Source organism: Corynebacterium sp. p3-SID1761, assembly GCF_055862885.1.
The window spans coordinates 88,111-113,199 of record NZ_JBSQBJ010000004.1 but is presented as its reverse complement, the minus strand read 5'-3'; the positions used below and the strand labels follow the sequence as shown (position 1 = coordinate 113,199).

Annotated in this window: 24 protein-coding genes; 17 read left to right on the top strand and 7 right to left on the bottom strand. The window is 59.3% G+C overall.

The annotated features are described in order from the left end of the window. The first annotated feature begins 7 nt into the window (after positions 1 to 7). The 6 genes from ACWXWJ_RS04005 (at position 8) to ACWXWJ_RS03980 (ending at position 5,468) form a co-directional block, all read left to right on the top strand. Positions 8 to 1,498, top strand: a complete 1,491-nt coding sequence (locus tag ACWXWJ_RS04005; protein WP_473963621.1) for a SpaH/EbpB family LPXTG-anchored major pilin — start codon at positions 8 to 10, stop codon at positions 1,496 to 1,498. 33 nt (positions 1,499 to 1,531) lie between these two features. Next, positions 1,532 to 2,449: a class C sortase gene (locus ACWXWJ_RS04000; protein WP_269944006.1), complete on the top strand. Its 918-nt coding sequence runs from the start codon at positions 1,532 to 1,534 to the stop codon at positions 2,447 to 2,449. A gap of 12 nt (positions 2,450 to 2,461) precedes the next feature. Beyond that, positions 2,462 to 3,379, top strand: a complete 918-nt coding sequence (locus tag ACWXWJ_RS03995; protein WP_473963640.1) for an LPXTG cell wall anchor domain-containing protein — start codon at positions 2,462 to 2,464, stop codon at positions 3,377 to 3,379. Between the two features lie 175 nt (positions 3,380 to 3,554). Continuing rightward, entirely contained in the window at positions 3,555 to 4,184 is a 630-nt protein-coding gene (locus ACWXWJ_RS03990) for a hypothetical protein (protein WP_473963620.1), read from the top strand. A gap of 74 nt (positions 4,185 to 4,258) precedes the next feature. Continuing rightward, on the top strand, positions 4,259 to 5,116 hold the full coding sequence (locus ACWXWJ_RS03985; protein WP_287861863.1) for a bifunctional methylenetetrahydrofolate dehydrogenase/methenyltetrahydrofolate cyclohydrolase: 858 nt from the start codon (positions 4,259 to 4,261) through the stop codon (positions 5,114 to 5,116). Then, the gene (locus ACWXWJ_RS03980) at positions 5,109 to 5,468 is read left to right on the top strand and encodes a DUF3017 domain-containing protein (protein ID WP_473963619.1); all 360 of its coding nucleotides are present in this window, start codon (positions 5,109 to 5,111) and stop codon (positions 5,466 to 5,468) included. Before ACWXWJ_RS03985 ends, ACWXWJ_RS03980 begins: the two co-directional genes overlap by 8 nt. On the opposite strand, the gene metX is transcribed toward ACWXWJ_RS03980, so the two are convergent. The 3 genes from metX to ACWXWJ_RS03965 form a co-directional block, all read right to left on the bottom strand. Next, positions 5,465 to 6,649 carry a homoserine O-acetyltransferase MetX gene (metX, locus tag ACWXWJ_RS03975; RefSeq protein WP_293790729.1) on the bottom strand — a complete coding sequence of 395 codons (1,185 nt, stop codon included), beginning with the start codon at positions 6,647 to 6,649 and terminating at the stop codon, positions 5,465 to 5,467. The two genes, ACWXWJ_RS03980 and metX, sit on opposite strands and share 4 nt — an antisense overlap. Positions 6,650 to 6,677: 28 nt before the next feature. Beyond that, entirely contained in the window at positions 6,678 to 8,009 is a 1,332-nt protein-coding gene (locus ACWXWJ_RS03970; RefSeq protein ID WP_473963618.1) for an O-acetylhomoserine/O-acetylserine sulfhydrylase, read from the bottom strand. A 445-nt stretch (positions 8,010 to 8,454) separates the two neighbouring features. Beyond that, positions 8,455 to 10,683 (bottom strand): NADP-dependent isocitrate dehydrogenase, encoded by a 2,229-nt coding sequence (locus tag ACWXWJ_RS03965; protein ID WP_293790731.1) that lies wholly within the window; start codon positions 10,681 to 10,683, stop codon positions 8,455 to 8,457. Between the two features lie 241 nt (positions 10,684 to 10,924). Between ACWXWJ_RS03965 and ACWXWJ_RS03960 the strand changes: the two genes are divergently transcribed. From ACWXWJ_RS03960 to ACWXWJ_RS03910, 11 genes are all read left to right on the top strand, one after another. Next, positions 10,925 to 12,139, top strand: coding sequence for an MFS transporter (locus tag ACWXWJ_RS03960; RefSeq protein ID WP_473963639.1), 1,215 nt, complete (start codon positions 10,925 to 10,927; stop codon positions 12,137 to 12,139). A gap of 69 nt (positions 12,140 to 12,208) precedes the next feature. Then, positions 12,209 to 13,189, top strand: a complete 981-nt coding sequence (locus ACWXWJ_RS03955) for an exodeoxyribonuclease III (RefSeq protein WP_448308029.1) — start codon at positions 12,209 to 12,211, stop codon at positions 13,187 to 13,189. Continuing rightward, the gene (locus tag ACWXWJ_RS03950) at positions 13,183 to 14,040 is read left to right on the top strand and encodes a trimeric intracellular cation channel family protein (protein WP_473963617.1); all 858 of its coding nucleotides are present in this window, start codon (positions 13,183 to 13,185) and stop codon (positions 14,038 to 14,040) included. Before ACWXWJ_RS03955 ends, ACWXWJ_RS03950 begins: the two co-directional genes overlap by 7 nt. 11 nt (positions 14,041 to 14,051) lie before the next feature. Beyond that, complete coding sequence (trpS, locus tag ACWXWJ_RS03945; protein ID WP_034977831.1) at positions 14,052 to 15,077, top strand: tryptophan--tRNA ligase; 1,026 nt, start codon at positions 14,052 to 14,054, stop codon at positions 15,075 to 15,077. Positions 15,078 to 15,164: 87 nt separating this feature from the next. Next, positions 15,165 to 16,247, top strand: coding sequence for a YhjD/YihY/BrkB family envelope integrity protein (locus ACWXWJ_RS03940; protein WP_473963616.1), 1,083 nt, complete (start codon positions 15,165 to 15,167; stop codon positions 16,245 to 16,247). A gap of 54 nt (positions 16,248 to 16,301) precedes the next feature. Continuing rightward, the gene (locus tag ACWXWJ_RS03935) at positions 16,302 to 17,624 is read left to right on the top strand and encodes an adenosine deaminase (RefSeq protein WP_293790737.1); all 1,323 of its coding nucleotides are present in this window, start codon (positions 16,302 to 16,304) and stop codon (positions 17,622 to 17,624) included. Positions 17,625 to 17,717: 93 nt separating this feature from the next. Further along, complete coding sequence (locus tag ACWXWJ_RS03930; RefSeq protein ID WP_448308054.1) at positions 17,718 to 18,713, top strand: substrate-binding domain-containing protein; 996 nt, start codon at positions 17,718 to 17,720, stop codon at positions 18,711 to 18,713. Next, positions 18,710 to 19,705 carry an ABC transporter permease gene (locus ACWXWJ_RS03925; protein WP_293790739.1) on the top strand — a complete coding sequence of 332 codons (996 nt, stop codon included), beginning with the start codon at positions 18,710 to 18,712 and terminating at the stop codon, positions 19,703 to 19,705. Before ACWXWJ_RS03930 ends, ACWXWJ_RS03925 begins: the two co-directional genes overlap by 4 nt. Continuing rightward, a complete protein-coding gene (locus tag ACWXWJ_RS03920) occupies positions 19,706 to 20,485 on the top strand; it encodes an ATP-binding cassette domain-containing protein (RefSeq protein ID WP_448308031.1) in 780 nt (259 codons plus the stop codon). It abuts the gene before it with no gap. A gap of 86 nt (positions 20,486 to 20,571) precedes the next feature. Further along, the gene (locus tag ACWXWJ_RS03915) at positions 20,572 to 21,243 is read left to right on the top strand and encodes a hypothetical protein (RefSeq protein WP_473963615.1); all 672 of its coding nucleotides are present in this window, start codon (positions 20,572 to 20,574) and stop codon (positions 21,241 to 21,243) included. 116 nt (positions 21,244 to 21,359) lie between these two features. Further along, positions 21,360 to 22,262 (top strand): hypothetical protein, encoded by a 903-nt coding sequence (locus ACWXWJ_RS03910; protein ID WP_473963614.1) that lies wholly within the window; start codon positions 21,360 to 21,362, stop codon positions 22,260 to 22,262. A 76-nt stretch (positions 22,263 to 22,338) separates the two neighbouring features. Here ACWXWJ_RS03910 and ACWXWJ_RS03905 read toward each other — a convergent pair whose 3' ends face one another. From ACWXWJ_RS03905 to ACWXWJ_RS03890, 4 genes are read right to left on the bottom strand one after another with little or no spacing between them, the layout of a single operon-like run. Next, the gene (locus ACWXWJ_RS03905; RefSeq protein ID WP_448308034.1) at positions 22,339 to 23,601 is read right to left on the bottom strand and encodes a hypothetical protein; all 1,263 of its coding nucleotides are present in this window, start codon (positions 23,599 to 23,601) and stop codon (positions 22,339 to 22,341) included. Between the two features lie 39 nt (positions 23,602 to 23,640). After that, on the bottom strand, positions 23,641 to 23,811 hold the full coding sequence (locus tag ACWXWJ_RS03900; RefSeq protein ID WP_293790744.1) for a hypothetical protein: 171 nt from the start codon (positions 23,809 to 23,811) through the stop codon (positions 23,641 to 23,643). Positions 23,812 to 23,841: 30 nt separating this feature from the next. Then, on the bottom strand, positions 23,842 to 24,741 hold the full coding sequence (locus ACWXWJ_RS03895; protein WP_473963613.1) for a C40 family peptidase: 900 nt from the start codon (positions 24,739 to 24,741) through the stop codon (positions 23,842 to 23,844). A gap of 22 nt (positions 24,742 to 24,763) precedes the next feature. After that, a complete protein-coding gene (locus ACWXWJ_RS03890; protein WP_448308036.1) occupies positions 24,764 to 25,075 on the bottom strand; it encodes a hypothetical protein in 312 nt (103 codons plus the stop codon). Between the last annotated feature and the right edge of the window lie 14 nt (positions 25,076 to 25,089).

Sequence of the window (25,089 nt, the reverse complement as noted above, 5' to 3'; positions counted from 1 at the left end):
GACGTTCATGTCTAACGCAACTGTCGGCAAGCGCGTAGGTGCGCTGTCCGCTGCATTCGCTATCGCACTGGCTGCCGGCACCGTCGGCGCCGAAGTAGTCTACGAGGCCCCGACCGCACAGGCGCAGGCCGTCAGCACCATCGACAACAACCAGCCACTTTCCCTTACCCTGCACAAGCTCATCGGCGCTGAGGGCGAGCAGGGCAACGGAACCGAGATTGACAATCCCTCTGGTGAGCCAGCCGAGGGCGTCAAGTACAAGATTGAGCTGGTTCAGCCACTGAACAACAGCGGCGACTGGGAAAAGGCACGCAAGATTACCGACCCTTCCAAGGCAACGGCTTGGAACGGCGACGGTGCATACTCCAACGAAGGCACCACCGGTGCAAATGGCACCCTGAAGTTCGAAAACTTGCCAAAGGGTCTCTACAAGGTCACCGAAACCCAAGTCCCGGCTGATTCGGGTCTGGTGCCCGGTGCTCCGTTCCTGGTATATGTGCCGATGACCAACTCGGACAACAAGAGCTGGATCTATGACGTTCACGCGTACCCGAAGAACTCCAAGGTGACAATCACCAAGGAAGTTGAGGACCAGAACGCACAGGCAGGCCAGGACTACAAGTACACGATCACCACGGGCGTTCCGGCTGTTGCTAAGAATTCCACGCTGAAGAAGTACATCGTCAAGGATGTACTTGATCCGAAACTGGACGCTGTAAACGCCACTGTCGAGGTGAAGTACGGAGAGTCCGCTGACAAGGCTCAAGCATTGGTGGCAGGCACCGACTACCAGTTGGTAAAGGACGGCCAGGAGATCAAGGTCGAATTCACCGAAGCTGGCCGCGATAAGCTGAAGTCCACCGACCTCGTGTTCACCACCATCAAGACCAAGACCAACGGCTTCATCGAGCACGTTCCCAACGACGCAACGCTGATCACCAATAACGGCTCTTCCGAACACGACACTGAGAAGAAGTCGGATAAGGTTCACACCTACTGGGGCAAGGTCACCATCAACAAGACCGACGGCAACGATGAGAACAAGAAGCTGCAGGGTGCAGAGTTTGAGTTGGTGCAGTGTGTCGATGACGGCAACGGGGCCTGGAAGAAGAAGGAAGGCACCGATCCGCTGAACGTCCAGGGCCAGGACAAGTGGACCACCAACGACCAGGGCACTGTCACCATCGAGGGCGTCCACGTTACCGACTTCGCCAACAACCAGGCCGACGAAGAGACCAACTACTGCTTGCACGAGACCAAGGCACCTGAAGGCTACGTGGCCAACGATGCGCTTGAGCACTTCGAGCTGAAGAAGGGCGAGGTGGACAAAAACGGTGCGCCGACCGCCGACATCAAGTACACCGCCAACATCAAGAACTACACCGACGAAAACCACCTGCCGAACACCGGTGGCGCAGGCTTCTGGGCCATTGTTCTGGCTGGTTTGGCGATTATCGGTGGCGGTTTCTACGCAGCTCGCCGAAGCACCCAGCAGTAGGGGCTAGGCAGCTCGAACGGGAAAGCAACGGACATGACAAGCACAATTGGTAAGCATCGAAAGAGCGCACCGCGATCGCTCTTTCGTCGCACCTTCCTCCCCATCCTTTTAGTGGTGGTGGGGTTGCTTGTCATGCTTTATCCCGTTTACGCCACGCAGTGGAACAACCACCAGCAACAAAAGATCGCGGAAAAATACGAACAAGACTTGAAGGAAACGGATCCTCAAGTCCTTAGCCGAGCGGTAGAGGAAGCCCGCAGGTATAACACGACGCACAAGGACGGACCGATCCTGGATCCGTGGCTGGCTCGCGTCAGCGAGGATAACCCCGCATACGAAGAGTATCTTTCCCAGCTCTCTGGGCAGAGCGCCATGAGCCAGGTGGTTATCCCGTCCATCGAATCGCGCCTACCCGTTTACCACGGGACCTCCGACGAGGTTCTGCAAAAAGGTCTTGGGCACCTCTATGGATCCTCCTTACCTGTAGGTGGGAAGGGAACTCACGCGGTTATTACAGGCCATACAGGCCTGTCCAACGCCACACTGTGGGATGACCTCGTGGACGTGCGGAAGGGCGATGCGGTCTACGTGTCGACCTTCGGCGAGAAGATGAAGTACGAGGTGTACGACACAGAGGTTGTCTTGCCGGACGAGGTCGACAGCCTCAAAACCCGACCAGACGAGGACCTACTGACCCTCATCACTTGCACCCCCTACGGTGTGAATACCCACCGGCTCCTGGTGCACGCCCACCGCGTTCCAATGGATGAGGACGAAGGCAACGTGTTCGATGATCGCGGCAAGCTGATGCAGTGGTGGATGTGGCTACTGCTCGCCGCCGCAGTGTTGATCATCGCACTGATTACTTGGTGGTTCCTTCGCGAGCGGAAGAAGCAGAAAGCCAGACGATCCGAACAGGTAGTAGGCGAAGAAGAAATGGAAGAGGAATAAGCCGTGAACCTCATGAATACCGCGTCACAGGTGCAGCGGGCGCCGGTGCACCGTGCCGGGCTGCGCCGCTCCGTGTTCGGTTTGGGCGCAGTCGTGGCTCTGGTCGGCACTCCGCTCGTTGCCCCCGCTCCTGGTGTGCCGCAGGCTATCGCGAAGCAGCACACCATCACAGGCCAGGTCGAAGGCCTGGATGTGAAATTTATTGATGCCACCCGTCTCGGTACTCTCACTGTGGTGAAAAGCGAACCAAATTGGTGGGACGACCGAGGGGGCAAGAAACCCTTTGGGCCTATCGACAACATTCGCTTCACAGCGCAGCGTGTCCAGGGGATTGACCTCACTACCGAGAAGGGGATGAAACAGGCGAAGCGGCTCTCGGTAGCTGATGCTCGTCGGCGGGGATTCGATAGGACCTTTGAGGCGTACACAGATAGTTCCGGTAAGGCAGTGTTCACCGGTCTCCCGGTCGGCTTGTACTTGGTCACAGAATACGAGGGCGCGGATCCCACTAAGGAATACCGCCAGTCCAGTCCTTTCCTCATCACGATCCCTATCGGAGAAACCGGCAGCTGGAACTACAACGTGACGGTGAATACGAAGCCGAAGCCGGAGGACGATCCCGGAACGCCTCCGGATAAGCCCGGGACGCCGCCGGACGATCCCGGAACGCCTCCGGATAAGCCCGGGACGCCGCCCGATAAACCAAGCACTCCAGGTACCCCGCCGCCGGAGCACCCGGATACTCCAGCACCGCCAAATAGCCCAGGCGGTGGCCATGAAGGCGGCGAGTCTTCAAGCATCATCGATCGACTGGCACAAACCGGAGCGCATCTGTGGTGGGTGGCGCTCATCGGAGCCATGCTCGTTGTTTTGGGTGCATTTACCTTGCTTCGCCGCCGACGTGATCTGGCTGAATCGCAGGCGAATTAAAGTAGCTGTGGGAACATTCCCACAGTGCAGAAACTTCTATAAGTATGGAAGAAAAACCTCATCCTACCCCGCGGCATATTCTCAACGTGCCGCGGTTTTTCATGCTCTTGGCCGTGTTCACCTTAATGCCCAGAATGCGCAGCCAAAGCGCCCGCCGTCTGACAGGATCGGTGGCATGACGTACCCTCACTACGGCTCGCCTGCCCCTATGCCCGCCTACGGGTATGCCCCGCCGCCTCAGACCGGCCAGGACTCTCGCTTCATGCCCCTGCTCATCGGTTGGCTCGCTGCTTTCCTCATGCCGATTGTGTATTGCATCCTGCGCTTCGTGTTTTATGGCAAGGACTGGGTGGGGATACTTCTAATCGCCGGCGCGGTCGGCCCGCTCTTCTTCGGCATTCAGTGCCTCCTCAATTTCTTGGCGCTCGCGATCCCGAAGTGGTGCAATGATTCCCTCGCCATTTTTTGGAGCGGCATGCTCGTCTGGTGGGGTGGCGGGGCGGCTTTCGCGGTGGTGCCAGGGTGGGATTTTCGCGAGGAAATCCGGGAGTACGGAGAGAAAGCTTGGCCCACCGGGGGACCTAATGGCCGGGATGTAATGACTGCGGAAGATGGGCAGCGCTACATCGAAATCCTCGATACCTGGCTGGATACCGAAACGACTTTGCAGCATACTCTCACAATCCCCACCTTGGTCGCGCTGGCTGGAATCGCCATCGTCGTCATTGGCGTGGTCGTGGCCGCCATGAAACCTGCTCGTCCAACTGTCGCCTATGCGCCGCACTGGCCGGGTAGGCCCTACTAGCTTCTTGTGCTAGTTGCTCTTTTAGCCATGACGCCACCTCGATCCCAGCGAGCCCGCGTGGAATAATGGGGCTCATGGCAGCTACTAAATTGGATGGAAAACTCTACCGCGACGAGATCTTCGCCGACCTGGAACAGCGCGTCGCCGCGCTGAAGGAAAAGGGCGTGACTCCCGGCCTGGCCACCGTGCTGGTGGGCGACGACCCGGCCAGCCACTCCTATGTGCGCATGAAGCACAAGGACTGCGAGCAGATCGGCGTGAACTCCATCCGCAAGGACCTCCCGGCGGACGTTTCCCAGGAAGAGCTCAACGCAGTCATTGACGAGCTGAACGCTGACGATGCCTGCACCGGCTACATCGTGCAGCTGCCGCTGCCGAAGCACCTGGATGAAAACGCTGTGCTGGAGCGCATCGATCCGGACAAGGATGCCGATGGCCTGCACCCGGTGAACCTCGGCAAGCTGGTGCTCAACGAGCCCGCTCCATTGCCCTGTACTCCCAATGGCGCGATCCACCTGCTCAGCCGCTTCGGTGTGGAGTTGAACGGCGCGAAAGTTGTAGTCATCGGCCGCGGAGTGACGGTCGGCCGCCCGATCGGCCTGATGCTCACCCGCCGCAGCGAGAACTCCACTGTCACCCTGTGCCACACCGGCACGAAAGACCTGGCGGCGGAGACGAAGGCTGCGGACGTTATCGTGGCCGCCGCTGGTGTGCCGCACATGCTGACCGCAGATATGGTCAAGCCCGGTGCTGCCATCCTGGACGTGGGAGTGTCCCGCGGCGAGGACGGCAAGCTGAAGGGCGATGTGCACCCGGACGTGTGGGAAATCGCCGGCGCTGTTTCGCCCAACCCTGGGGGAGTGGGGCCACTGACCCGTGCCTTCCTCGTGCGCAATGTCGTCGAGCGTGCGGAGAATCTGCTGCGTGACTAATCGCTCCCGCCCCGCCCGCATTGGGGATGCGCGCCTGCGCTTACTCGATAACCCCCACGACCGGAATAACCCGCCATCCAGGCTCTCCCGTAATGTGCAGATGGCGCTTCTGGGGCTGTTCGTGTTGATGCTGCTGGCTGTCATCGCCCTTTTGCTGGTGGACAGGTGGCGTCGCGCCAGCGTGATGCTGGGCAGCGCTATGCTCTACCTGGCCGTCCTGCGCCTACTTCTGGATTCCCGCGTGCTGGGAATCCTGGCGGTGCGTTCACGCCGCTTCGATACGGCCTTCACCGCGGCAATCGGATTCGGCATTCTGTGGATTGCCGTGAGCGTCGACCCGCTGGTGAGTTAATTCAGCGTAGCTGCGGGGACAGAACTTCCCTCGGCAATGATCTCCGCCTTAGCCAGGAATTTCGTTAACACCTGACCCATCTGCCGCGACTCGATCAGAAACCCGTCGTGACCAGTGGGGGAGGTGATTTTCGACATGCCAATGAAGTCGCCCAGGTTGCGTGAAAGGTGTTCCTGCTGGTGCAGCGGGTACAGAATATCGGTATCCACGCCCACCACCATCGTCGGTACTTTGCACGACCCTAGAGCTGCATTCATGCCACCCCGACCCCGACCTACATCATGCCTGTTCAGGGCATCCGTCAGTACCACATAGCTGCCTGCATCGAAGCGTGCGACCAATTTCTCTGCTTGGCGGTCTAGATAGCTCTCTACCGCGAAGCGCTGCTGTGGGTCGCGGTAGGGGCCGTAGGGGTTCTCATTCCGCTGCGGATCCACCCCGAAGCGTTCGTCTACTTCCAGCTCTCCGCGATAAGTCAGGTGCGCAATCCGACGTGCCTGCCCCAGGCCGTGTGATGGCACCTCGCCCGTGGAGTAGTAATCGCCGCCATGCCAGGCCGGGTCCGCTTCAATAAAGCGAATCTGGCTGGACTGCAAGCCGATCTGCCAGGCCGACGCGCGTGCGCTTACCGCGATGGGTAATGCTGCGTTGATCATGTGCGGGTACATGAGCGACCACTCAAGCACCCGCGCCCCGCCCATCGAAGCGCCGATAAGGGCATGGATCCTTGTGACGCCGATACGCTCCAGCAACTGCCGTTCTGCCACAACCATGTCGCGGATCGATAGACCGGGGAATCGCGAACCCCATGCCTTGCCATCGGGATGTGGTGAGCTAGGCCCAGTGGACCCCTGGCATCCGCCCAGCACATTGGCGCACAGCACCAAATAGCGGGTGGTATCGATCGGCTTATTCGGGCCGACCATGTCCGCCCACCAGTCAGCGGCATTGCCGTCGCCAGTCAGGGCATGTTCGATCAGTACAACAGGTCGTTCCTCCGGGGATAGTCCCGGCTCGGGACCTGCGGAGAACTCGGCATAGTCCGCGTCGCCCTCCGAAGAGTCGTAGAACGCGAAGAAACGGAGTTCGGCGTCAACAATAGTCACACCCGCCTCCGTGACAACGTCGCCGATAGGCACCGTGCGCGACGTACCAGAAGCGGGGAGGAACTCGGGGTTCATGAGGTATCAGCCCAGTAAATTGTGTGTTCTAGATAGCCTCGAAGCCGCGCTTGAGGTCATCGATGATGTCGGTGATGTCCTCGATGCCAACGGACAGGCGGACGGTCGCATGGGAGACACCAGCACGAGCCAGGCCGGTCGCGTCGGACTGGGAATGCGTAGTGGTGGCTGGGTGCACCACCAGGGAACGTACATCGCCGACATTCGCTAGGTCGGAGTGCAGCTGCAGGGCATCAATAAAAGCCCAGGCCTTCTCCTTAGCTTCCTCCGAGTTCGGGTCATCTACCTTGAGGCCGAAACTCAGGACGGAGCCCGTGTACTCCAGCCCCAACTCTTCCTTGACCTTGAACCAGGGGGAGGTAGGCAGACCCGCGTAGTTCACTGTGGCAACCTGCGGCTGGTCAGCCAGGAACTCGGCTACGGCCTTTGCGTTTTCATTGTGCTTGGCGATGCGCAAGGTCAGCGTATCTAGACCTTGAGCCACGACCCAGGCGTTAAAGGCGGAGAGAGTGGCGCCCGTATCGCGGATAATGCCGGCGCGGAGCTTCATGCCGAAGGCAGCCGGGGCCAGGTCTACGTACTTCAGGCCGTGGTAAGCGGGATCCGGGTTGACGAAGCCAGGGAAGACTGGCTGGCCATCGCGCTCGACGGACCAGTCGAAGGAGCCGCCGTCGACGATGATGCCGCCCAGGCCGGAGCCGTTACCCGTGTAGAACTTCGTCAGGGATGCGACTACGACGTCGGCGCCGAGCTCCAACGGACGGACCAGCGCAGCGGTGGCCAGGGTGTTATCCACGATTAGCGGAACGCTGTTGTTGTGCGCAACCTCCGCCACAGCCGGGATGTTCAACACATCGGCCTGCGGGTTTGCGAAGGTCTCGGCGAAGAAGGCCTTGGTGTTCGGGCGGACGGCGGCCTGCCAGGATTCCGGGTCGTCCGGGTTGTCCACAAAAGTCGTTTCGATTCCCAGCTTTGGCAAGGTGTGCTGCAGCAGCGTCTCGGTGCCGCCGTACAGACGCGGGGAGGCGACGATGTGGTCGCCGGTGCCAGCGAGGTTGAGGATCGCGGCGGTCTCGGCAGCCATGCCCGAGGCGAATGCCACTGCGTGCACGCCGCCTTCTAGGGAGTTCAAGCGGTTCTCCAGCGCTTCTACCGTGGGGTTGGTCAGGCGCGAGTAAATCGGTCCGAGGTCTTCTAAGTGGAAGCGCTGCTTGGCGTGCTCGGCATCGTTGAAGACGTAGCTGGAGGTGAAGTGGATCGGCAGGTTACGGGCGCCGGTATCGCCGACAGGTTGGCCAGCGTGGATCTGGCGGGTGGCGAAACCCCACTTCTCTGCGTTTTCGTTGTTGTACTTGGGCATTGGGTGCGATCCTTTGGGGTCTGTCGTTTTGCTTGTTATTTGGGCTTGTTGCTTTACGACGATAGACCGGCATGCCATAAAAGTAAACCGCTCTGTCTACTTTTTTCTTCTCGACGCCATAAAATGCCAGGTAGTGGCGTGTTTAGCGCCTAGAAGTTATCCGTACTGCTTAGTCTATATTTGTATGGTTTGGTTGCGGGGGATAGCTCCGGGGGTTGCGGGGGAATGTCGCTAAAACGGGAATCTGTTATTAGAAGCCGTTGTCAAAACTCTAAAAGGCCTGGTCAGGAAGCTGCAACAAATTGTGTTTTGTGTAGACGCGTTACAGATTCCCGATCTAGCGACATTCGCAGCGTGAACGGGGAGGAGAGGGAGGAAACTGTGCATGAAGAAACCCCGGCGCCGGCATCCTAATGCCAGCTCCGGGGTAAAACTCGCAGCAATACTACTTGTTGGAGTTTAGGCCGTCGATGATCTCGTTGAAGGTCGCGGACGGACGCATCACTGCGAACGTCTTCTCGTCATCTGGCCAGTAGTAGCCGCCCAGATCCACCTCGTGCCCCTGAACATCCAGCAGCTCCTGGGAAATCTTCTCCTCGTTGGCCTCGAGGGCGTCAGCAACAGGCTTGAAGATCTCTGCCAGCTCCGCGTCGCGAGTCTGGTCAGCTAGCTCACGTGCCCAGAATTTCGCCAGGTAGAAGTGAGAGCCGCGGTTGTCGATCTCGCCGACCTTGCGGGACGGGGACTTCGACTCGTTCAACAGCGCCTCGGTAGCGGCATCCAGAGCATCGCCCAGAATAGGGGTGCGTGGATTGTTATCCGTCTCCTGCAGTTTGCGCAAGGACTCCGCCAGAGCCAGGAACTCGCCCAGAGAATCCCAGCGCAGGTGGTTCTCCTCGGTCAGCTGAGCCACGTGCTTCGGAGCGGAACCGCCGGCACCCGTCTCAAACAGGCCACCACCGGCGATCAGCGGAACCACGGACAGCATCTTTGCGGACGTGCCCAGCTCCATGATCGGGAACAGGTCAGTCAGATAATCGCGCAGCACGTTACCCGTGACCGAAATAGTATCCTCACCAGCACGGATGCGGTCGATGGACAGCTGCATTGCCTCCTCCGGAGACAGGATGCGGATGTCCAGATCCGCGGTGTCGTGATCCTTCAGGTAGGTCTCTACCTGCTTCTTCACGTTCATGTCGTGCTCACGCTTTGGATCCAGCCAGAACACTGCCGGGGCGCCGGTAGCGCTAGCGCGCGTCACAGCCAGCTTCACCCAATCCTGCAGCGGAATGTCCTTGGTCTGGCATGCGCGCCAAATATCGCCCTCGGAGACCTCGTGCTCCATCAGTACGTCGCCGGCCTCGTTCAGAACCTGCACGCGCCCCTCGGCCGGAATGCGGAAAGTCTTGTCGTGCGAACCGTACTCCTCGGCCTTCTGCGCCATCAGGCCGACATTCGGGACGGTGCCCATCGTCGTCGGGTCGAAGGCGCCGTTCTTGCGGCAGTCATCGATAACTACCTGGTAGATGCCTGCGTAGGAGGAATCAGGCAGAACCGCTAGCGTATCCTGCGTCTCATTGTTCTTGTTCCACATCTGGCCAGAGGTGCGGATCATAGCCGGCATGGAAGCATCCACGATCACGTCGGAAGGAACGTGCAGGTTAGTGATGCCCTTGTCGGAGTTCACCATCGCCAGATCCGGGCCATCAGCCAGAGCCTTGTCAAAGGCCTCGCGGATCTCTGCGGCACCTTCGACCTCGCCAGCGTCCAGCGAATCCAGGATTGCGCCCAGGCCGTTCTCGCCATTCAGGCCAGCCGGCAGCAGCTGGTCACCGTACTGCTCGAAGACATCGCTGAAGTAAGCACGCACGGCGTGGCCGAACATGATCGGGTCGGAGACCTTCATCATCGTGGCCTTCAGATGCACGGAGAACAGCACGTCCTCCGCCTTCGCGCGTGCCACCTGAGCCCTGAAGAAAGTGCTGAGAGCATCGGCACGCATAACGGTGGCGTCAATAATTTCCTTGTCCAAAACCGGCAAGGATTCCTTGAGCACCTGCGTCTCACCGTTCGGCTTGACCAGCTGGATGCGCAGGGTGTCATCACCATCGATGATGACGGACTTCTCGTTGTGGCGGAAGTCATCTGCCTCCATCGTCGCGACGTTCGTCTTCGACTCTGGCGACCACTTACCCATGGAGTGCGGGTGCTTGCGGGCAAAGTTCTTCACGGCCTTCGGCGCGCGACGGTCGGAGTTACCCTCACGCAGCACCGGGTTCACAGCAGAGCCCTTCACTGAATCGTAGCGAGCCTGTGCATCGCGTTCCTCGTCCGTCTTTGGCTCAGCCGGGTAGTCCGGCAAGTCGTATCCGGCCTTCTGCAGCTCCGCGATGGCGGCCTTCAGCTGCGGGATCGACGCGGAGATATTCGGCAGCTTGATGATGTTCGCATCCGGGGTCTTGGCTAGTTCGCCGAGCTCAGCCAGAGCGTCGTCAACCTTCTGCTCCTCGGGCAGCACATCGGAGAACGCGGCAAGGATACGGGCGGCCAGTGAGATATCGCGGGTCTCCACCTCCACTCCAGAGGTAGAAGCAAAAGCCTCCACGATTGGCTTCAAAGAATAAGTCGCCAAGAGTGGGGCTTCGTCGGTGCGGGTGTAGATGATCTTTGCCATGTGGCGTTCGTCTCCCAGCCTCTAGTTAGTTAGTTGATCTTTTCGTGGTTTACGATCCAAGAATACGGCAAATAGCAAACCCGTGAATGATACGGGGTTACCGCCCACCGCGCGGCCAGTTTGTGGTTAAAGAGCAAAAATATTTTTTGTTACACCCACCCGCCGCCCAACCTACCCATGAAAGCAAGCGATGCCTGTGAATCGAATCCGCCAAAATAGCTCTAAATCTCGCCTAACCAAGCTGCCATCGCGCCGCCCTATACCGCGCCAAACGGAGATTTCCACCCGCCACCGTTATATAGCCATGATTGCGATGGCTCTGGGTGGTTTCGGTATCGGTACGACTGAGTTCGTGGCAATGGGGCTGCTGAACCTCATCGCGGATGACTTTTCCATCACCGAGGGGGAGGCCGGCCACGTAATCTCTGCCTATGCGCTGGGAGTGGTCATTGGCGCTCCGCTGATTACGACGCTTACGGGTTCAATTCCGCGCCGACGCCTGGCATTGATCCTTATGGGGGCTTTCGTTATCGGCAACGGCCTCAGCGTCTTTGCACATTCCTATTGGGTGCTGATGATTTCGCGCTTCATCGCAGGTTTCCCGCATGGTGCCTACTTCTCCGTTACCGCGCTGATCGCGGCGTCGATGGCCCCGAATGGCAAGCGTGGTAAGGCAGTGGCGTTGACGGGCATGGGACTTTCAATCGCCACGGTTATTGGCGTGCCAGTTGCGCAGGGCTTGGGTTCTGCCCTTGGGTGGAACGCGGCTTTCGCGATGGTTGCGGTCATCGGCATCATTACCTTCATTGCGCTGTGGTTCACGGTTCCGCACATGACGTTGATGCCCCGCACAAAGCCGATCACCGAGCTTGGCGCACTGGTTAATTCGCAGGTTCTTATGACGTTGGCTATCGGCACTGTTGGCTTCGGCGGTATGTTCGCGGTCTACACCTATATCTCGTGGACGCTGACGGAGAACGCGGGCTTCAACGCTGACCTGATCTGGATTCCGCTGATGGTCTATGGCATTGGCATGGTCATCGGTACGTACATCGGTGGCGTGTTGGCTGACCGGAACCTGGAGTATGCGATCCTTGGCACTCTGCTGACCTTGATCGTGGTGCTGTCCGCTTTCTACTTCCTGTCGCACAACGCAGTGCTGGGAATCATAAACTTCGGAGTAATCGGACTTTTGGGTTCCACCCTGGTGCCGAACCTGCAAACCCGCCTGATGGATGTGGCGGGCGATGCTCAAACCCTCGCTGCGGCGCTGAACCACTCCGCGCTGAATATGGCCAATGCGGCCGGTGCAGCGGTGGGCGGCGCCGTCATCTCCGCTGGTTATGGATATTCCACCCCGGCCCTAGCCGGTGCTGTGATGGCTGCCTGCGGCGCACTGCTGTGGGTTCCTGCCTACTTCTTACGACGCCGTCAGCTTGCGGCTGCTCGCGGGTAGATTCTTCGCGCTGCGCTACTGGCGCACTCGTCGGGGTGGTTGTCTGACCTACTTAGTAGGGTAGGGCGCATGAAGTCTTTGACTATTGCGACGGTGAACGTCAACGGTATCCGTGCCGCGGCGAAGGTGCGTCACGAGGATAATCAGGGGATCCTGCCGTGGCTGGAAAATACTCCGGCCGACGTGGTGTTGATGCAAGAGGTGCGCGCGGATGAAAAGCAGACGCGCGCTGCGCTGGAATCTGTCTTGGACGAGTGGCATCTGGAACAGGCGCCTGCAGCCGCAAAGGGACGTGCCGGGGTGGCCATCCTGTCCCGTCTGCCACTGCGAGAAGTGCAGGTTGGCTTTGGGGACGAGGAGTTCGCTGACTCTGGCCGCTATATAGAGGCCACGGTGGATGCCGGCGACCTGCCGGTGCGCGTGGCTTCCCTGTACTTGCCCAGCGGTGCGGCGGGGACGGCAAAGCAGGATGAAAAGTACCGTTTCTTGGATTCTTTCGGCGAGTACCTCAACAACCGCGCTGGGCAGGGGGAGCTGGTTATCGGCGGCGATTGGAATATTTGCCACCGCCGCGAAGACCTAAAGAATTGGAAGACCAACCGTAAGAAGTCGGGCTATCTGCCGGATGAGCGAGCCTTTATGGATTCCGTCCTGGGCACCTTCCCAGATGAAGCAACTCAGGTTGCGGACGCAGAGGACGCGGGCCGCAATGGCAACCCCGCTGGCGTGGCCGGGGACTTCTTCGGTGCGGTTGATTACGCGCCGGGCGAGATTGCTGCAGCTCGCCTGGCAGCCGGCGCAGCAAAGGATCCGCAGTACTTCGATGTCATGCGTCGGGTTCTGCCGGAGCAGGCCGGCCCGTACTCCTGGTGGACTTACCGCGGTCAGGCTTTCGACACCGACGCGGGCTGGCGCATCGATCTGCAGGTGGCCACCCGCGGCATGCTGGAGCGCGCACTCAGCGCGAACAATGTGTGGGTTGACAAAGCCGCAGCCTACGACCAGCGCTGGTCGGATCACTCACCGGTGTTGGTGGAGTACACATGCTAACCGTCCTCTACGTCCTGGGGCTTACCGCCGAGTCGATGACGGCGGCGTTGGCTGCGGGACGGCAGCGGATGGACATGTTCGGCGTCATGCTCATCGCCGCCGTGACCGCCTTCGGTGGCGGCACGGTGCGTGACATGCTGTTCGGCCACTACCCATTGCGCTGGGTGGACGAGCCAATCTTCCTGGCGATCGTGCTCGTTGCAGCGTTGGTAACGGTGCTGGCGAGCTTCCTGATGGACTACTTCCGCACCATCTTCCTGGTGCTGGATGCAGTGGGTCTATCCACCTTTGCCCTGCTCGGCGCGCAGGTGGCGTTGGAGATGGGGCACAGCCCTCTGATCGTTGTGGTGTCCTCCGTGGTGACGGGCGTTTTCGGCGGTGTGCTACGCGACATCCTCTGCGATCGAGTGCCGCTGGTGTTTAACGAGGAGCTCTATGCCTCTATCGCCATCCTCGTGGCCGTGATGTACATGAGCATGCTGCACTTTGACCTGGATCAGACGATCGGCAGCCAATTCGTCATCGTCATCTGCCTGTTCTTTGCCTTTGGCCTACGTCTGTTGGCGATTTTCTACCGCATTTCCTTGCCCGTGTTTGAGTACCAAGAACGGGAATATGTACGCGACCCCGCTGGCCGATTGACTATGTGGGCACTCAACAAGGCCGGTGTACGTCGCCGAGAGATGCGCCGGCGCAGCCTGGGGGCTCCGCGCGCCCCGAAGGACAAAAAGGGGCAGAAGAAGCGACGAAACGAAAACCGGTTTGAACTGGTCGATCGGGGGGAGTTTGAGTACGAGGACGACGGGGCGTCACCAAACCCGCCCACAGAACCCGACAACCGTGACGAGTAAGGTTACCTACTATGAACCAACCTGCGAAGAAACAGCGCGTCGTCTCCGGCCTGCAGCCGACCAGCGATTCCTACCATCTGGGCAACTACCTGGGTGCCGTAAAGCAGTTCATTAAGCTGCAGGAAGATTACGAGACCTTTTACTTCATCCCCGACCAGCACGCCATCACCGTGCCGGGCTACAACCCGAAGGACCTGCGCAAGCGCACCCTCGCGGGCGTGGCACAGCTGCTGGCGCTGGGCATCGACCCGGAGCGCTCCACCCTGTACGTCCAGTCCCACGTGCCAGAGCACACTCAGCTGGCATGGGTGCTGATGTGCATCACCGGCGACGGTGAAGCGCGCCGCATGACGCAGTTCAAGGACAAGTCGGCAAAGCAGGGCGGCGACAATACGACCTCCGGCCTGTATGCCTACCCGATGCTGATGGCTGCGGATATCCTGCTGTACCGCCCGCACCTGGTTCCGGTGGGCGAGGACCAGCGGCAGCACCTGGAGCTTACGCGCAACCTCGCGGAGCGTTTTAACTCCCGCTACAAGAAGACCTTCGTGGTGCCAGAAGGCTTCATCCCCGAAGGCGCGGCCAAGATCTACGACCTGCAGAACCCCACGGCCAAGATGTCGAAGTCCACGGACAACCCCAAGGGTCTGATTAACCTGCTGGATGACCCGAAGGTCTCCGCCAAGCGCATCCGCTCTGCTGTGACCGACAACGACGGTGAGATCCGCTACGACAAGGAAAACAAGCCGGGCGTATCGAATCTGCTGGTCATCCAGTCCGCACTGGGAGACAAGAGTATCGACGAGCTGGTGGAGGGCTACCAGAAGGCCGGCTCTGGATATGGTGATCTGAAGAAGGACACCGCTGAGGTACTGGAGGCATTCTGTTCCCCGCTGCGACAGCGCTACGACGAGTACATGGCGGACCCCGCGGAGCTGCACCGCATCCTCGCTAGTGGTGCAGAGCGAGCCCGCGAGATCGCGTCGAAGACCATCGAGCAGGTCTACGAGCGCGTGGGCTTCTTGGCAGAACAGTAAGGCAACAGTAAAGCGCGCCCGCGCCCGCCGTGCTTTACTAATGTGAGAATCTTCGAGACGAGACGACCGGAAGGAAGGGCCGTCCCCTTGGCGACCACCGATCCTGATAAGAAAAACCTGGATAACTACGGCGTGGAGCGATCCCGCAAAGACGATCCAGATCCGCTGGATAAGTACCGCGAGAAGTGGCCGTGGCTAGACCACGTGCTGCGGATGCAGGATCGGTACACCGAACAGGGCGGCAACCAGTATGCCGCGGGCATCACCTACTTCTCCGTGATGACCATCTTCCCGCTGATGATGCTGGTGCTGGCCGTCATGGCCATGATTCTGGCCGGCAACGAAAAGCTGCTGAACGAGGTCATGGACAAGGTCGCCACCATGGGCGACGGCAACATGGGCGAGGTTCTGCAGACTATTATCGAGCAGTCCATCGAGCAGCGTAAGTCCGTCTTCTCCATCGGTCTGCTGCTGGCGCTGTGGACCGGACTGGGCTGGATTGCGCACCTGCGCATGGGCGTATCCGAGATGTGGAAGGTACCAGGCCAGGCGGACAGCTTCCTCTCCGGCAAGATCAAGGATCTGATCGGTCTAATTGGTCTGCTGGTTTCCCTGATTCTTGCCTTCGCGGTAACCACTATCGGTAATTCCGGCCTGACCGCTCAGCTGCTAGACAGCGTGGGGCTGGCAGACGTCCCTGGCATTCGCTACATCACCTTTGCTGTGGCCCTGGTAGTGGCGTTGATCGCCAACTTCTTAGTTTTCTTCTGGATGATCCTCTACTTGCCACGCACGAAGGTGCCGCGCAAGTCCGCGGTGAAGGCAGCAATCATCGGCGCGGTACTGTTTGAGATCTTCAAACAATTCGCCACCATGTTCTTCTCCAAAGCACTTTCCAACCCGGCGGGCGCGGCCTTCGGCCCGATCATCGGTCTGATGGTGCTTATGTATTTCGTTTGGCGAATCCTGCTGTACTGCTCCGCATGGGCTGCCACCACACCCGAGTCCCTGGCGAACCTGCGCCCCGAAGCACCCCCGGCAGCCGTTATTCGCGTGCGCCAGGAGGTGCGTACAGGAAGCACGGATGCGAACCGCGCTGGCCTTCTCGGCGTCGGCGCTGCCGCAGGTGTAGTAGCGGGTGGACTGGTTTCTAAGCTCTTCCGTCGCTAGTTAGCTCCAACCAGCAACTCTCCCGGGACGCGGATGTCGCTAGGATCGTTAGACATGATCGACTCTGACATCATCGCGTCCCTTCCCAAGGTAGAACTCCACGACCACCTCGACGGCGGGGTGCGTCCCGCCACCCTGGTCGAGCTCGCCGAGAAAATCGGCTACGAACTGCCCACCACCGACCCCGCAGAGCTGGAGCAGTGGTTCTACGAGGCAGCGAACTCCGGCGACCTGCCCACGTACCTTACGACCTTCGACCACACCACCGCCGTGATGCAGACCGCCGAGGGGCTGGTGCGCATCACTCGCGAGGCAGTTGAGGATCTGGCTGCCGATAACGTGTGCTACGCCGAACTGCGCTACGCCCCCGAACAGCACCAGGCCGATGGCCTTACCTTGCAACAGGTCGTTGAAGCCACCGTGCAAGGCGTTAAGGAAGGTGAGCGGATCGTAGCTGAAAAGGGCGGCCGCATTCACGTGCGTCTCATCCTGTGCGCTATGCGCCACGCCGATCGCTCCGAGGAAATCGCGCAGCTCACGGTCGATAACTACGGTGAGCACACTCCGGGTGAAGGCTATGTCGTCGGTTTCGACATTGCCGGCGCCGAGGATGGTTTCCCGCCGTCGAAGCATGCTGCCGCTTTTGAGTTGCTGCGCCAAAATCTTGTTCCTTTCACCATTCACGCTGGTGAGGCCGCAGGTGTGGATTCTCTTCGTGACGCCCTAGCGCAGGGTGCCCGACGTATCGGTCACGGCGTACGCGTGTACGAAGACTTTAATGCCACCATGAGCGGTATTGAGCTGGGGCAGGTAGCCCGCTTTATGCGCGACCAGCGCATCGCCTTGGAGATCTGCCCGACCTCCAACACACAGACGGGCATCTGCGACGATGTGGCGGAACATCCTTTCGGCCTGCTGTACGAGATGGGCTTCCTGTGCACCGTGAACACGGACAACCGCCTGGTCTCTGGAACCACGATGTCCCGCGAATTCGAGTTGCTGGCCGAACACTGTGACCTGGAGCTGTGGCAACTGTTGGAGCTGACCAGCAATGCGCTGCAGGTGGCCTACTGCGATGAAACTCTGCGCGAAGACCTGGAACGTAACGTGATTTACCCCGCCTACGCCGAGGTCGGCAATAGCCTGCCCGACGATGCTTTGGATGCCGAGGATGGCGAGTTGTCCAGCGGTATGCAGCGGCTGCACGGTCACGGACAGCCACACGCTGCGGGTGCAGGGGCTGGGCAGCAGGACATTGAATTGTCGATGGAGAACCTCAAGGCCGAGCTGGAAGAGCTGGGGCTTAGCTTGGACGATGACGAGGGTGAAGGTACTGACGATCCTGACGGTTCCGATGGCTCAGAAACCCGCAGCTAGAAGCCTCTGAATGCTTTAAGTTATCTCGCTAGCAGTTGGGCTTTGCCCTTGTGACCTGGCAAGATGCTCTGCATGGCGAATTCTCGGGGAAAGTTGTTCAACCTCCGCCGCACTGCGGCATTGCTGCTCACGATCTGCACTGGCCTGGCTTTGACCGCATGCTCGGAAACCGGTGGCCGTCCGCGGGGAGGATCCTCCGGCGATGGTGGCGGGGGAGTGGATACTCCGCGCTACACCGTGGCGATGGTAAGCCACGGCGCACCGGGCGATACCTTCTGGGATCTTGTCCGTGCCGGCGCCGAGGATGCCGCCAAGAAGAACAACCTTGAGCTGCGTTATAGCTCGTCCCCGCAGGCGCCGGATCAGGCAAACCTGGTACAGAACGCCATCGATTCCCATGTCGATGGTCTGGCTTTGACCATGCCCACCCCGGAAGCATTGGGGCCGGTGGCTAAGCGCGCATCGCAAGCCGACATCCCCGTGGTCGGTCTGAACTCCGGCATGGAGCATTACAAGAAATACAACCTCAGCGCCTTTTTTGGTCAGGACGAGTCCGTCGCCGGTGAACGCGCCGGTCAGCGCTTGGCTAAGGACGGGGCCAAGAAGGTGCTGTGCGTGATCCACGAACAGGGTAACCCCAGCCAGGAATCCCGTTGCGCAGGCATCAAGAAGGGGCTGAACGGTGGCTCCGTTGAGAACCTCTATGTCAATGGCATGGATCTCACCAGTGTGCAGTCCACGGTGCAGGCCAAGCTGGCACAGCAGAAGGACATCGACTGGGTCATGGGGCTTGTCGCGCCCGTCGCATTGACTGCGGTGCAGGCCAAAGAACAGGCCGGCTCGGATGCGAAGATCTCCACCTTTGATACGAATGCGGAGCTCGTCGCCGCTATCAAGAAGGGCACCGTTCAGTGGGCTGTTGATCAGCAGCCCTATCTACAGGGCTACATGGCCATCGACGCGCTCTGGTTGGCTAAGCGCAATGGTTCGACCGTGGGCGGCGGGCAGCCAGTACTCACCGGGCCGTCGTTCGTGGATAAGTCGAACGTAGATACGATCGCAGATGCCGCCAAGGAAGGCCTACGATGAAGGCTGTGAAACTGCTCAAGCGCCCCGAGTTCACCTCCGTGCTAGGCGCGGTGTTGATCTTCGCGCTGTTCATGTTCGTAGCCCCGTCTTTTCGCTCTTTAGACGCTCTTTCGACGGTGCTCTACTCCAGCTCCACCATGGGTATTATCGCCCTGGCTGTCGGACTGCTGATGATCGGCGACGAGTTCGACCTCTCCTCTGGTGTGGCCGTGACCACTGCCGCCCTGGCCGCCACAATGCTGAACTACAATTTCTGGCTAAACTCCTGGGTCGGCGTGTTCCTGTCGCTCCTGATCGCCTTGGCTATCGGCGCGTTTAACGGGTTTATGGTGATGCGCACTGGCATTCCCTCATTCCTTATTACTCTCGCCGCATTCTTGATGCTGCAGGGCATCAACCTTGCGGTGACGAAAATGGTCACCGGCCAGGTCGCCACACCGTCGATCGCCGATATGGAGGGCTTCGACTCCGCCAAAGCAGTTTTTGCCTCCTCGGTGGATATCCATGGCGTGGAAATTAAAACCATTGTTTTCTGGTGGCTGTTCTTTGTTGCACTGGCCAGCGTGCTGTTGTTCAAGACGCGCTTCGGTAACTGGATCTTCGCCGTCGGCGGTGATGCCGAGGCTGCCCGTGCCACCGGAGTTCCCGTCCGTCGCGTGAAGGTCATCCTTTTCATGTTCGTTGCCTTCGCCGCTTGGTTCGTGGGTATGCACAACCTGTTTGCTTTCGACTCCATTCAGGCCGGACAGGGTGTGGGCAACGAGTTCCTCTACATCATCGCCGCGGTTATCGGCGGCTGTGCGCTCACAGGCGGGCGCGGCACTGCCATCGGTACTGCTATTGGTGCATTGATCTTCGGTATGACGAACCAAGGCATTGTTTATGCAGGCTGGACACCAGATTGGTTCAAATTCTTCCTCGGCGCGATGCTCCTGTTCGCAGTGCTCACCAATAACTCTGTCGCCAAGTTCACTTCTGGGGGTCGTAGCTAAATGTCTTCTTCTATTGACGCCACCCCAGTCATCAGCCTCCGCGATATCACCAAGGACTATGGTGATGTCCACGTGCTGAAGGGCATCAACCTGGATATTTACCCTGGCAAAGTGACCTGCATCCTGGGTGACAACGGCGCAGGCAAGTCCACACTGATCAAGATTCTGGCTGGCCGTCACAAGCACACCAGTGGCGAGTTACTGGTCGATGGGGAGGAGGTTCAGTTCTCTGGCCCGAAGGACGCACTGGAAAAGGGCATTGCCACCGTTTACCAGGATCTAGCGGTCGTGGGGCAGATGTCCGTGTGGCGGAACTTCTTCTTGGGCCAGGAGCTCACCGGTCGCTTCGGTATGCTCCGCGCTGATGAAATGCGTCGCATCACTGCCGAAGAGTTGGAGAAAATGGGCGTGCACCTGGATGATGTCGAGGTGCCCATCGCCAACCTCTCCGGTGGTCAGCGCCAGGTCGTGGCGATTGCACGGGCTGTGTATTTCGGCGCGCGAGTGATCATTCTCGACGAACCCACCGCAGCGCTGGGCGTCAAACAATCCGGCATGGTACTGCGCTTCGTTAAGGCCGCGGCGGAACGTGGGGTGGGAGTGGTGCTGATTACGCACAATCCTCACCATGCATATCTCGTCGGTAGCCACTTTGTGCTGCTGAATATGGGCGAGCAGTCCCTGGACGCGGATTACTCTGAGGTCACGTTGGAACAGTTGACGTTGGAGATGGCCGGTGGTGGCGAGCTGGATACCCTAAATCACGAGCTCCGGCGCTAAGTGGGTTGGGGTGTTAATCTACGGCGTAGGTAACGATCGTTTGGCCTATTAGAGGCAAGACGCCCGAGTAAGCAAATGGTTTTCTGATGAACAACGAGAACTGGAACAATTGGAATAATTACCATCCGCCGGCACCAGAACCACAGCGTGCGAAGGAAACCTCGCCATGGGTTTATGCCAGTGTCGCAATTGCCGTGATTGCGCTCTTAGTCGGCGGTAGTGTGGCCGCCTTTGCCATCTTGGGCGACAGAAACGACGACGGTGACAGTGAAGCGCCCGTCGCGGCCAGTGAGTCCTCTGCCTCTGCTCCGAGTGGGGCTTCAGAAACAAATGGAGAATCCACCGCTCCCCCGAAGAAGCCGACGCCCGATGCTCCCGAGGATGAAACGGAGAGCCAGGAAAGTAACCGCAGTACTGGCAGCGCCCAGTACTCCTTGAGTCGACATGGATGGGAAGGGAGCTCCGCCCACTGCAACTCAGATGACGAATGGCTCTACGCAGCATACGGAGACGGTGACTATGTGGTTGTCTGCAAGGTCGGACAGAAAGGCGATTACTACTACCGCGGTGATGTCGGTGGGTATGAGCTAGAGAAGGATGTCGATATGGCTTACGCCGATCCAGGTCGGGGGAGCTACCGCGTCCCAGTTGGTGGGGGAACGAGAATCGAGATCAACCAGAAGAGCTTGAAAGTTTTCGAGCATGGCGAGATGGCCAGCAACGTTCAGTTTGACGAGTACTTCGTAGAGAACCCCTAAACGTCCCATTCTGTAGGGAGGATTCCCCAATTGGAGTCGCCGGAAGGGGAGCTGAATGTAATAATTAGTCGGCTAGTAAACCACGATTTTTCGCAGAAAGATTGAGAGCATCCTTTATGAGTAACCCGAACCCTTACGGTCAGCCGGGGCAGAATTTTGGTGGCCCAAGCCAACCGAATCAACCTAACCAGGCATTCCCAGCGCAGCAGCCGAACCAAATGCAGCAGCCACAACAGCCGCAGCAGTTCGGCCCGCAGAGCCAGTTCAATCCGCAGGGGCCGAAGGGGCAGTCTCTGCAGTGGAACCAGATGGGTGCGATTGCCGCCGGAGTCTCTGCTCTATTGGTGCTGATCGTCAGCTTCCTTCCCTGGTTTGGCGTGGAAGCTAGGTATGAAGATACTAAGAATTCCGCGTCGATGAACGGCTGGGGTCGAGTTTCTGCCTCCTACGCAGATGCATCCGACGCTGAAAGGTACAGCGAGAGCCTAGGCATCCTGTTCATGATCTTGGTTCTGGGGTTGCTGATCGGCGCGGCGGTAATGCTATGGCTGAAAGCGCAGCCTCGCATTGCTGTCTTCATGACGATTGGTTCCGGAGCACTACTGTTGATCTGGAATATTGTCGCATATGTCCAGTTCAATGGCGACTTCAAGGAGGCGAAGGAGGAAGTTGATAAGTTGACGCAGTCAGTTCCATCAGGCTACTCGGAATATATGCCAACTCCTAAGGTTGACGTCTCCTTCGATGGTGGCCCTAAGTTCTGGTTGTTTGTCGCAATTCTCCTTGCTTTGGCGATCATCACCCTCGGCGTGATTGCGATCGTCAAGTATGGCCACCTTCTGCAGGGGCCGGGTAACAACAATCCGAACCAGTTCGGCCAGCTACAGAATCAGCCGGGCAACCAGTTCGGCCAGCCGCAGAATCAGCCGGGTAACCAGTTTGGCCAACCGCAGGGTCAGCCACAGAATCAGCCGGGCCAGCCGGGGAACCAGAACCCCTTTAACCAGCCAGGGCAGTAGCTAACCCTGGGCATTAAAAAAGAGCTCACCAGTACATACTGGTAGAGCTCTTTTTGGTTGTTTGGCGATATTCCGGCTAGAAGCGCGTAAAGCGCTTGGTCAGGTCTTCTTCCAGTGCCTTCCAGCCCTTGGCCTCCTCGTCAAAGGGGGCGGAGGGCTGCGAATCGGACGGGGAGCCGAGCATGTAAGCCAAGTAGTTCTGCAGCTTGGGGTAGCTCAGCAGAACCTTGTTCACGCTGTCATCACCTGCCCAGTCAGCGGCGTCTGCCAGCAGCTCGTAGGCGCGACCCAACTGGTCGGTATCCACCGCGTCGATGGATTCCGCGATGTCATCGTGCAGGCCGGCGAAGGAATACTGGTTCGAGTCGTGCACCGTGACCTCTAGTTCACCAGCATTGGCGGCGCTGACAATATCGCCCCACGTCTCCAGCTCCTCGAGGTCGTGATCGTGGGCGTCGATAAGCCACCGCACCAAAGCGCGAGAGTTCGGGAAGGTATTGATCTCTCCGTGACGACCTAGGAAGCGCGGCTTGTCACCGACGTAACAACGCAAAGTGTAGACGTACTGGCCCCCCAGGCTGATCCGGATCGGATCAATGCCGGCGTCCGCCCAAATGGTCTTGTCGTAAGGGTCGGCATCGGCACTGTCTTCCTTCTTGGCTGCGGCAGCTGCCTCCGCTTCCTTTTCCTGTAGACGCTTCTCGCGAGCCTCCTGTGCCTCGTCAATCCTCTTCTGAGCGTCTTCGACCTTGGCCTCGTCGACCTCGGGCTCTGTCAGGTGCTCCTCAACGTCGTTGAGCATGCCCTTCCAGCGATCTAGCACGGTACGTCCGACGCCCGACCACTCTTCCAGGCCGTTCTGCGACTGGTAGTGGTCCGGGCCACGGCGCACATTGTCCAGGATGGAATAAGAGTGGAACCAATTGTTCACGCTCTTTAGCCCCAGGACGTTACCCATGGAGCGTAGAAGGTCGAAGCCGCGGGATACAGCGGAGGTGGATTCATAACCCGGACGGAGGGACAGTTTCCGAGGAATCTCGATTAGGCTGATCTTGCCCGTGCGCGTGGGCACCACATTCGTCACCAAGTCGGTTTTAAACTTCGCCCACTTGGGGTGTTCGGCCAGCTCATTACGGCCACCGTTTTCCAGGAAAGCCAGCAGCTTGGCGGGGGAATCAAAGACGAAAAGATCGTCATCGTCACCTAGGAACCCCTGCCAGCGTTCGCCCTTGACCAGCCAATTGGGTGCCCACAGGGTGTACCAAGTACCGCTAGTGATCTCTAACTCGACGGCGACGATGCCGTTACCGAATGTCCTCAAGCCATTATCTGCTGCCATGGAAAGGCATTCTACTAGGTTGGCATGCCGAAGTTGGTGTTAGTCCTGTGACTGATCTGGGCGCCGTGTGCGGAGCTCCGCAGTGAGCACCGCTGGTACCGTCTCGGGCATCTCGCCTAAGAATTGAGCTGCCAGATACTCACGTGGAGGGGGAGTGCTGACGATGCGTGCCAGACCACTGCTGTGTGAACGTCCGTTGATAAGTGCCATGTCCTACTCCTTTTGATTCCAGCCTGTAGCCTAGGCCGCCGTCGGTCGGTAGAAGCCCTTGAAGGGCATTCCGCTGTTCTCTTGCCGGATCGGGCTGATTTGCACCGGATTGCCTGCTTCGATCATGTGGTTATTATCGACGACCATTGCCACGTGGCCATTCCACACCGCGAGGTCTCCTGCTTGCACCGCCGACCTGGCGATCTGTGGTCCGATTGCCTGTTCGCTCGACGTTCTGGGCAGTTCCACCCCAGCCTGTTTGTAGGCCCACTGAACCAGCCCACTGCAATCCAAACCTTTGCCGGGCACCGTGCCGCCCCATTGGTAGGGGGTGCCCAAGGCAGTCTTCGCTGCGGCAACCGCCTGCGATGCTTGCGAGGAAGGCGCCCCTTGCGTTCCGGGTGCCTCGTATGCAGCTGGTTCCAGCGCCGGGGACGCGTCCGGGTTGCGCGCGGGAAGCCGCTCCGGCAGCTGTTCCTTGTGCACCTTGTGCACGTCGTTCGTAAGCCCGTGAAGTTCAGTCTCCAGCGTGTGTACGCGATCCTTCGCCCGTTCCACGTGCCGCAGCACCACCGGCATCGCCGCACCGAGGCCATTTATCCACCCCAACGGTCCGGCCATTCCACTTCCCGCCACGGCCTGGCCGACCTCCCGCACGCAGTCGCGCAGGATCACACCCAAGTCCCCGATTGTGCGTTCCACCGCCAGGGCAGCCTGGTTAGCCAACCCGTCCAGGGCTCCACCAGCCTTCACCACGGAAGCTACCGCTCGCGCCACCGTGTCTAAAGATCCGTGGACACTTTTCCCCGCATTACCCTGTAGTGCCGCAGTCGCCATATCTCCCAATCCCTCCAGCCCGCGCACCGCTGGCACACTCGCACTCAGGCCCGGGCTAAAAGGCGAGGGGATAGCTGCAATCAACGGGGTCACAAGACCCGCTATATCGAGCACTTCACACCTCCGTCAGCCCATTGAAGGCCCTGGAAAACTCGCCTTCGTGTCCCTCAAGGTCGCGGTTAATGCTGGCCAGGGCAAACGTGGCGTCATTAAAGTAACCATCCGCATCCCGCAGCAACCCGTCGTGCGCGTCCCGTGCAGCCGACAACGCCCGCAGGAAATCACTCAACGCAAGCGGCGCTACGGCCCCCGTTTCCCCGTGAATCGGCGAAGCTCGCCCCTGCAATGCTGCGCCCACGTCCGTGGTACGGCTCTTAAGCTGCGCAACTAGCTCCGGATCAGCGTGAATCTTATCCCCATAGAGCAAAAGAAACCCTCCCC

Bases quoted from the DNA above. Each gene is read 5' to 3' on its own strand.
- ACWXWJ_RS03900 (WP_293790744.1), bottom strand. From the start codon at position 23,811: ATGGCACTTATCAACGGACGTTCACACAGCAGTGGTCTGGCACGCATC.
- ACWXWJ_RS03925 (WP_293790739.1), top strand. From the start codon at position 18,710: ATGAAGGCTGTGAAACTGCTCAAGCGCCCCGAGTTCACCTCCGTGCTA.
- ACWXWJ_RS04000 (WP_269944006.1), top strand. From the start codon at position 1,532: ATGACAAGCACAATTGGTAAGCATCGAAAGAGCGCACCGCGATCGCTC.
- trpS (WP_034977831.1), top strand. From the start codon at position 14,052: ATGAACCAACCTGCGAAGAAACAGCGCGTCGTCTCCGGCCTGCAGCCG.
- ACWXWJ_RS03915 (WP_473963615.1), top strand. From the start codon at position 20,572: ATGAACAACGAGAACTGGAACAATTGGAATAATTACCATCCGCCGGCA.
- ACWXWJ_RS03955 (WP_448308029.1), top strand. From the start codon at position 12,209: ATGAAGTCTTTGACTATTGCGACGGTGAACGTCAACGGTATCCGTGCC.
- ACWXWJ_RS03995 (WP_473963640.1), top strand. From the start codon at position 2,462: ATGAATACCGCGTCACAGGTGCAGCGGGCGCCGGTGCACCGTGCCGGG.
- ACWXWJ_RS03990 (WP_473963620.1), top strand. From the start codon at position 3,555: ATGACGTACCCTCACTACGGCTCGCCTGCCCCTATGCCCGCCTACGGG.
- ACWXWJ_RS03910 (WP_473963614.1), top strand. From the start codon at position 21,360: ATGAGTAACCCGAACCCTTACGGTCAGCCGGGGCAGAATTTTGGTGGC.
- ACWXWJ_RS03950 (WP_473963617.1), top strand. From the start codon at position 13,183: ATGCTAACCGTCCTCTACGTCCTGGGGCTTACCGCCGAGTCGATGACG.
- metX (WP_293790729.1), bottom strand. From the start codon at position 6,649: ATGAACCCCGAGTTCCTCCCCGCTTCTGGTACGTCGCGCACGGTGCCT.
- ACWXWJ_RS03970 (WP_473963618.1), bottom strand. From the start codon at position 8,009: ATGCCCAAGTACAACAACGAAAACGCAGAGAAGTGGGGTTTCGCCACC.
- ACWXWJ_RS03965 (WP_293790731.1), bottom strand. From the start codon at position 10,683: ATGGCAAAGATCATCTACACCCGCACCGACGAAGCCCCACTCTTGGCG.
- ACWXWJ_RS04005 (WP_473963621.1), top strand. From the start codon at position 8: ATGTCTAACGCAACTGTCGGCAAGCGCGTAGGTGCGCTGTCCGCTGCA.
- ACWXWJ_RS03905 (WP_448308034.1), bottom strand. From the start codon at position 23,601: ATGGCAGCAGATAATGGCTTGAGGACATTCGGTAACGGCATCGTCGCC.
- ACWXWJ_RS03985 (WP_287861863.1), top strand. From the start codon at position 4,259: ATGGCAGCTACTAAATTGGATGGAAAACTCTACCGCGACGAGATCTTC.
- ACWXWJ_RS03935 (WP_293790737.1), top strand. From the start codon at position 16,302: ATGATCGACTCTGACATCATCGCGTCCCTTCCCAAGGTAGAACTCCAC.
- ACWXWJ_RS03920 (WP_448308031.1), top strand. From the start codon at position 19,706: ATGTCTTCTTCTATTGACGCCACCCCAGTCATCAGCCTCCGCGATATC.